The 7,489-nt window shown below is 37.5% G+C and carries 8 protein-coding genes; 3 read left to right on the top strand and 5 right to left on the bottom strand.

Translation table 11 applies throughout. The features are described from left to right. Window positions 1-332: 332 nt before the first annotated feature. Genes lepB through BIV60_RS20930 form a run of 3 tightly spaced genes read right to left on the bottom strand, consistent with a single transcriptional unit; the run spans window position 333 to window position 2,498 of the window. Window positions 333-887 carry a signal peptidase I gene (gene lepB, locus BIV60_RS20940; protein ID WP_071357661.1) on the bottom strand — a complete coding sequence of 185 codons (555 nt, stop codon included), beginning with the start codon at window positions 885-887 and terminating at the stop codon, window positions 333-335. Next, complete coding sequence (locus BIV60_RS20935) at window positions 877-1,533, bottom strand: TVP38/TMEM64 family protein (protein WP_071357660.1); 657 nt, start codon at window positions 1,531-1,533, stop codon at window positions 877-879. The genes lepB and BIV60_RS20935 overlap by 11 nt, the downstream gene beginning before the upstream one ends. A 32-nt stretch (window positions 1,534-1,565) precedes the next feature. Further along, complete coding sequence (locus BIV60_RS20930; RefSeq protein WP_071357662.1) at window positions 1,566-2,498, bottom strand: LCP family protein; 933 nt, start codon at window positions 2,496-2,498, stop codon at window positions 1,566-1,568. Window positions 2,499-2,695: 197 nt separating this feature from the next. Here BIV60_RS20930 and BIV60_RS20925 point away from each other — a divergent pair, with 197 nt between their 5' ends. Beyond that, window positions 2,696-3,061: a YhjD family protein gene (locus BIV60_RS20925; RefSeq protein ID WP_071357659.1), complete on the top strand. Its 366-nt coding sequence runs from the start codon at window positions 2,696-2,698 to the stop codon at window positions 3,059-3,061. 12 nt (window positions 3,062-3,073) lie between these two features. Here the strand turns inward: BIV60_RS20925 and BIV60_RS20920 are convergent, their stop codons facing one another. Continuing rightward, a complete protein-coding gene (locus tag BIV60_RS20920; protein WP_071357658.1) occupies window positions 3,074-3,643 on the bottom strand; it encodes a competence protein ComK in 570 nt (189 codons plus the stop codon). Window positions 3,644-3,834: 191 nt separating this feature from the next. On the opposite strand from BIV60_RS20920, the gene BIV60_RS20915 reads away from it, so the two are divergent. Continuing rightward, window positions 3,835-4,068 carry an IDEAL domain-containing protein gene (locus BIV60_RS20915; RefSeq protein ID WP_071357657.1) on the top strand — a complete coding sequence of 78 codons (234 nt, stop codon included), beginning with the start codon at window positions 3,835-3,837 and terminating at the stop codon, window positions 4,066-4,068. Window positions 4,069-4,302: 234 nt separating this feature from the next. Here BIV60_RS20915 and BIV60_RS20910 read toward each other — a convergent pair whose 3' ends face one another. Continuing rightward, entirely contained in the window at window positions 4,303-5,580 is a 1,278-nt protein-coding gene (locus BIV60_RS20910; protein ID WP_071357656.1) for a M48 family metallopeptidase, read from the bottom strand. A gap of 202 nt (window positions 5,581-5,782) precedes the next feature. Between BIV60_RS20910 and BIV60_RS20905 the strand changes: the two genes are divergently transcribed. Next, window positions 5,783-7,345 (top strand): fatty acid--CoA ligase family protein, encoded by a 1,563-nt coding sequence (locus BIV60_RS20905; RefSeq protein WP_071357655.1) that lies wholly within the window; start codon window positions 5,783-5,785, stop codon window positions 7,343-7,345. Window positions 7,346-7,489: the final 144 nt, after the last annotated feature.

Raw genomic sequence — 7,489 nt, 5'->3', positions numbered from 1 at the left:
AATTAGGTATGGTGTAGGAGTTGTTATGTGTATAAGAATGTTATTCATTATCTTGTATAAATAGATAAATTAGTAGCTTATTTCCACTAACAGGTAGCGATTCTTGAAGAATTAGGAATCGCTTATTGAAGTAACAGGGGCGTTATGTTCAATGAAAAAAACGGATATTAAAAATGGCTCAGGATAGTGAACTGAGCCATTTTATTTTTAATTGCAAAAACAGATACAAAAGGCAGTACAAATTGGGATGCATTTTTGATTACATTTTCGGGTTTTGCGACAGGAAACGGAACCCGTTAGCAAATGCATGCTCTTTTTTGCTTAAGATTTAATTAGAAGTGAACATCCATTTCATTTAACGGCCAGTAACGCAGATCTACCTTGCCAACCACTTGATCAACAGAAATAAAACCAAAGTGGCGGCTGTCCCAGCTTCCTAGACGATTGTCGCCAAGGACAAACAGCTTGCCTGCAGGTACTTTGTTATCCCCAGTTATTTCTTTCAAGGTAAAATCACCCGTAATTTTTACCCCTGGTGATTTTTGTTTATAAACATCTAGGAACGGCTCCTCGTACTTTTTTCCATTTACGTATAAATGATCATCCCGATAAACAATTTTATCACCCGGCAATCCAATGATGCGCTTGACAAAATCTTCTTTTTTGTTTGCATGAAAGACAATCACGTCAAAACGGCTTAAATCCCCAATTTGGTAGCCTAGTTTATTCACTACCAGCTTATTTCCGTCTTGAAGAGTCGGCATCATCGATTCCCCTTCAACAACATAATTGGAAAAGAAAAATGCCCGAATAAAAGCAAAAATAATAATTCCAATTGCAAAAGCCTTGACCCACTCCATACCTTCTTTTTTCCATTCAATCTTCATTGAAACTCCTCCATCTATCCAATCCCTTTTTCTCCCCATTATGGTCATTTTCAATCCTTCTATTCAATCTTACTTCAATTCTTTTTCCAAAATACCAAAGAATGAAAATTACCCCCACTACAATAATCGTTCGATAAGGCTTTGTGATAAGCGAATGGAGATCATAACCAATAAAACTGATAGTAAAAATCATCACCATTTTCCCGATAATAACAGCTAACATATATTGGAAAATACTTATTTTAGAAAGACCGGCAACAATATTTACCACTGCCGAAGGCGTGAAGGGGAAACACAGAAGTATAAAAAGCGGGCCAAAGCCGTGACGGTCCACCCAATCCATCAGCTTGCGAACTTTTGGATGTTTGGGCAGAAAAGATAATAAACGTTTTTGTCCAAATCGTCTAATAATGGAAAAAAGAAGCAATGCACCAATACAAGCACCAAGCCAAGATAATAAAAATCCCAACCATAATCCAAAGGCACTTGCATTGGCCATCACAAATAAAAATAGCGGCAGGAATGGCAAAAAGGCTTCAATCATCGGAAGTAGTATCCCCGCAAGCGGGCCAAGAGCACGATATTGCTTGATTAACTCCATGATATGGTCGAGTGTTAACCACTCCTTAATGAACTCAATATCCATCATACTTCTCCTCTTTGCCGAACCACGTTAACTTATTTCGTAATAAATTGTTGAAGAGCCTCGCGATTTTTAGCGACATCAATGGATAATACGGCTCCTTCTCCATAAATTCGCTGATTGGTATAACTATTATCCACTGGAATCCTTAATGTCTCAACAGGGCGATTCTTATGGGAAAAATAATTTGTCGTCATAAATATTATATCGGAAGTTTGCATGTTTGTATTGATATATGGTGTAATTACCCCGATTAATTTAGGGATTTTTGGAATTGTGTTTATGCTGGTTAGCTGTTCGCCAATTGCTTTTACTGCCTGCTGCTGCCGTTTTACACGTCCAAAATCTCCAATGGCATCGTGGCGGAAACGAACATAGCCTAGCATTTCTTTTCCATTTAGTCTCTGAACCCCGGGTTTGAGCGACACTCCGATATTTTTTGACATGGCTTTTTCAACATCAATCTTAACACCGTTTGGAAACGCCTCATCAATTAATTGGACAAACCCTTGAAAATGGACAATAGCATAATATTGCAAGTCAATACCAAAGTTTTCTTTAATCGTTTTCCTCATTAGGTCGGGACCGCCACGGGCAAAAGCAGAATTTATTTTATGCTTTCCATAACCCGGAATGTCAACATAACTATCCCTCATAATCGAAGTAAGTTTATATGTTCCTTTATTTTCATTGTAATGTGCAATCATAATCGTATCTGCCCTTGATACTTCATTTCCTCTTGCATCACTGCCCAAAAGAAGGATGTTGGTATCCCCGAACTGATCTTTTTTTCCATCAAAGGTATAAACAACTTGATTTGTTTTACTTACTTTTTTTAATGATTGGTTCACACCTTGTCTATATTGATAATAGGAATATCCAGCTCCCGCAATCAGTAAAATAAGGATTACCATCAGCACAGAACGCCATTTTCCTTTTTTCTTTTTCTGATTTTGCTCATATCTCATGATTCCATCACCCATCCAAGTTAAATTTTCTCCACCTATATATGACGCTTGCATCAAACCACAAGTTTCTTTTACCTCAGTTTCCCCTACTCCATACCCTTCTATAAAAACTTTCTTAGCGATTGCCTTTTCCATTCTTTTTTAATAAAATATAAGAACAAACGTTCGAAAACAATTGTAGAAAGGGGCTCAAATTCATGACCAGAATTCCCGAAGAAGATCGTAATATTATGGAGAAAGCGATTTATTTGCCAATGGTTTTAATCATCTTAAACCGTGATTTAACTGTAGTGGAAAAAAGTCCTTTTAAATTAAAAAAACCTTATTTGGAATTGATAGAGGAAACAATGAAGGAAGTACAAAGGGAATTAGCGGAAGTTAAACAATATATGAAAAAAAATAAACTTCAAGTAACCGAAACAAGACGGGACGATGCCTTTACGATGTATCTGTTCTTATATAAGGGCTATGAAGAAAGCCATAGTTATTTTAATCCAAGAATCCGAAACAAAGTTCAAGAACTGCTCGAGTTTTACTTTTTGAAAAAGCAATCGCCCCGGTGAATTACGTCATGTTTAATTTTTTGTAAAAAGGTCTTCACCGTATTTGCGGGTATTTTCTGAAGCCTCTATTTGAACTGGTCTTTGCATCAAATAAAAAGATTTTCTCTCATTCATTTCAATTCTTTGCATTAGCTTTGTCCTCAAAAATGATGTTCTTAATAATTGATTGTCAATCGTGCTGTAGGAGACAGGAAATAAATGTGTTTGTTTATTGCGAAAGGTAATAAGTGTTTGCTGAATAGAAATTCGGCGATGTTCCTTTACATGGTCATGTGAAATCCAAATGCATTCTGAGCGGGTCGGTGATGTAGTTGGAAAAAAATAGAGGCGGTTGGTCGGTTCAATCGCAATTGGAATTTTATGTGTAACACCAATAAGCTGTCTAGTCCCTTTCTTGCGGCTTTCATAATCAACGCCAAAATAATCGCAGCTTTTTTTAATAATATCCAATGGCTTAAACGGCGAAAGAAACTCATCCTCTTCCTCAAAAATTTGTGAATATATTTTACTTCCATACTCTACAGGCCTAATAAACATGGTACAAGAATTAATTTCATATTCTTCTATCTGATTTTGCTTCAATACCGTCAACTCCCCATTTTTCTATTTTTTTCATCATATCATGTTCATTTGCCAATATCCTGATTTTCCCGAATCGTTACCAAATTAGTCACAATTTGTGTCAAGAAAAATATTTCTGAAGATTATAAATATTTCTTTGATTTTATCTATAAAACTCCATATAATAAAAAAAAGCGGCAGGGGTGATTTTCATGAATGAAAAATCCTACACAGAATTGATGAAAATTGGTGCCATGAAACGTCAAAAGAGAGAAAACTACGTTCAGGATTTGTACATTGAAATGCTCCTAGCAGAAGTCCAATTAAACATTGAAAAAGAAAAACTGTTAGAAAAAATTGACTGTGCCATTGATCATCGGGACAAAAAGGCGTTTTTCCTATTATCCGGTCAACTCAGAGAGCTTAACAAACGATTTGGAACTTAAAATCTTTAAAGCCGTCCAAAATTGGACGGCTTTTTTTGCACAAAAAAGGGACTGAAACAGTTCCTCAGTCCTCAACGAATCATTTATTTTATCCCGCATTAACGGGCAGTAAGACCCCCACTTCAATGTTTAGTGGAAACAGGAAGCATAAATGGGGGATCAACTGCCCGTAAAAGCCCGATTGGTTCAACTAACAATCAGTGGGGGATGAAAAAAACCCCCACTGATTGAGTTTCACTTTATTTGATTGCGATGTTTGATTTCATATTCTTCAAGCATGGAAATCCGATCAAGCATGGTTGGGTGGTCATAGCGGAATATTTTTACTAAAAGCGGCGGATTTACTTGACTTAAGCCTGACCTGGTTAATTCTTGAAAGGAAGTAATAGCTGCCTGTGGATCTTTGGTCATATGAATGGCATAGTTGTCTGCACGTGTTTCCTCGTATCGCGAGACTAGGTTTGTCAACGGACTCGACGCAAACAATAGTATTGAGATAATCATTAAAAATAACGGCAATGACCGAATATCCTTCTTATCCGGTATTTTCAATTCACTGCCCCATCGCTTAATCACCCATTCCATTATTCGATTGGTTAAGTACAATCCCAGCAAGGAGAGCAGCAAATAGCCGGCAATGCCAAAATAAATATGCTTTTCTACATAATGGCACATCTCATGCGCCATTATAAATAAAATTTGCTTATCCGATAGCCGATCTAAGGTTGTATCCCAAAGGACAATCCGTGCATTCGAACCAATCCCCGTTACATATGCATTCATCGAATTTGTTTTATCTGCCATATTCACTTCAAAAACATGTTTTGCCGGAATATGGGCCTTATCAGCCATTGTTAAAATTTTTGTTTCAAGTTCTTTATTTTTTAACGGATAAAAATCATTATACAAAGGGTCGATCACAACCGGCTGCAGAAACATCATAAATAGCGTAAAAGGAATCGATAACAACCAAGTGTATAACCACCAGCGTTTATTGCTTTTTTTCATCAGCCAATAAATCACCGGAACAATAATCAGCCATGTCCCGTAATTAATCCAAAAATCAATTAACTCATCTTTCATCCACGATGGGAAAGATTGAGTCGAGATATGATAGGTTTTGGATAAGGAATAGCTTATATAGCTTAACGGGAATGTTGCAACAAATGCAAAGAATGATAACCAAATTAGATAAATTGCTGTCTGAAGTAATTTATACTTAGAAGTGCTTTCTGCCCAGCGTTTAAATACGCGGGAAAGGCCAAACAATAAAATAACAAAGTAGAAGAGCCATTCGAATGGTGTAGATAAGAAAAATAACAGATTTCTTATCTTCGAATACTCTTCACTCAGCATAAGTTCCCTTCCATTCAGGAAAGTAGCAGGGTCAGCTTGTGACCCTTGATATTCAAAGGGAAGCTTAGTATCGGCAAAGTAAAATAAGTACCAATAAAAAAACAACCCATATATCACATAGGCCAGAACTGCATAAACCCCCATTTTCCGTACCATGAATTGTCCTCCTTTTTGTACAACCTCTCTATACTTAGTTTAGTTAAAAAGCGCTAATTTAGAACCAGCAATAAAAAAAGCCGGTTTTTACCGTTTTTTGTTTACATTCTACTTGAATCCACAAATTTCTAGCAATATAATATATTTAGAAAATTGCAAGAATTAAATGAATGAGCATTCATTCATAAAGGGAGGGAAATACATGAATTTATCGTCACAGCTCCACGAAACTGCAAAAACTTCGGCCAATAAACCTGCCTATTATTTTTTGGATAAGGCAACTACATACGCCGAATTAGATGGAGCCATTACAAAGTTTGCATCAGGGCTTGAAAAACTGGGGGTTAAAAAAGGTGATCATATTGCACTGCTGCTTGGGAATTCCCCGCATTTTGTCATCAGTTTATATGGGGCATTACGGTTAGGTGCTACGGTTATCCCGATTAACCCGATTTATACCGCTGATGAAATTGGTTACATTCTAACGAATGGCGATGTAAAAACAGTTGTCGCACTAGACCTGGCTATTCCTTTAGCAGAGAAAATGCACACACAGCTTCCAAAGGTCGAGCATTATGTATTCTGTGAAACCAGTCAAAGTGACTTAGTACAAGCAAATGTAGAAGAACTCTCCATTTACCCTAAAATGAAATCGTTTACAAATGTAGTTACCTCAGGAGATTTACATTACCGGGGTCCTGAACTTGAGGATGATGAAGTTGCTTTAATTCTCTACACATCGGGTACCACAGGAAAACCAAAAGGAGCGATGCTCACCCATAAGAATTTGTACAGCAATGCAAAAGATGTTGGTGACTATTTAAAGATGAGTCATGATGACCGTATCATTACGGCATTGCCAATGTTTCATGTATTTTGCTTAACAGTGGCATTAAATGCACCGTTATTAAGCGGTGCAACGATGCTGATTGTTCCCAAATTTAGCCCGAAAGAAATATTCCGCCTGACAAAAGAATATAAAGCAACTGTTTTTGCAGGGGTCCCAACCATGTATAACTTCCTTTTTCAATATCCCGAAGGAAAACCCGCGGATCTCCAAACCTTCCGATTATGTGTTTCCGGGGGAGCTTCCATGCCGGTCGCCCTTCTAAAGAATTTTGAAAAGAAATTTAATGTGATGGTATCTGAAGGATATGGTTTATCAGAGGCATCGCCGGTAACAAGCTTTAATCCGCTTGACCGTCCGCGAAAGCCCGGGTCAATCGGGACATCCATTCTTAATGTAATCAATAAAGTTGTCAATGAACTAGGTGAAGAAATTCCCGCAAATGAGGTCGGAGAACTTATTGTCCAAGGCCCAAATGTAATGAAGGGCTATTATAAAATGCCCGAAGAGACTCAAGCTGCGATTCGGGATGGCTGGCTTTATACCGGTGATTTGGCACGGAAGGATGCAGAAGGGTATTTTTATATCGTAGACCGAAAAAAGGATTTAATTCTTGTTGGAGGCTATAATGTCTACCCTCGGGAAGTTGAAGAAGTTCTATACAACCATCCGGATGTTGTCGAGGTTGCAGTACTTGGTGTGCCAGATCCAAATTTAGGTGAGGCTGTGAAAAGCTATGTGGTAAGTAAGAACCCAAATCTTACCGAAAATCAGTTGCTCAAATACTGTCAAGAACATCTTGCAAAATATAAAATTCCTTCTTCAGTTGAGTTTTTGGACGAACTTCCAAAAACTACAACCGGAAAAATCTTAAGAAGAGCACTAAAATCCCAGATCAAACAAAAAGTTGTTCTTTAACCTTTTGGACGGATTGGCTTGTGACCTCGAGGGGCGGACAATTCTCGAAGCCGAATTTTCTTTCTTATCTCATAAAAAAAGAGCCCCTTGAATGGTTTAAAGTTCAGGGGCTTTTGTTAATATCCGCAGCCTATAGGCATTCAT

The organism is Bacillus sp. MUM 116 (genome assembly GCF_001866655.1).
Taxonomy (GTDB): domain Bacteria; phylum Bacillota; class Bacilli; order Bacillales; family Cytobacillaceae; genus Neobacillus.
The sequence above is the reverse complement of the archived record's forward strand: the minus strand, read 5'-3'. Positions and strand labels throughout refer to the sequence as shown.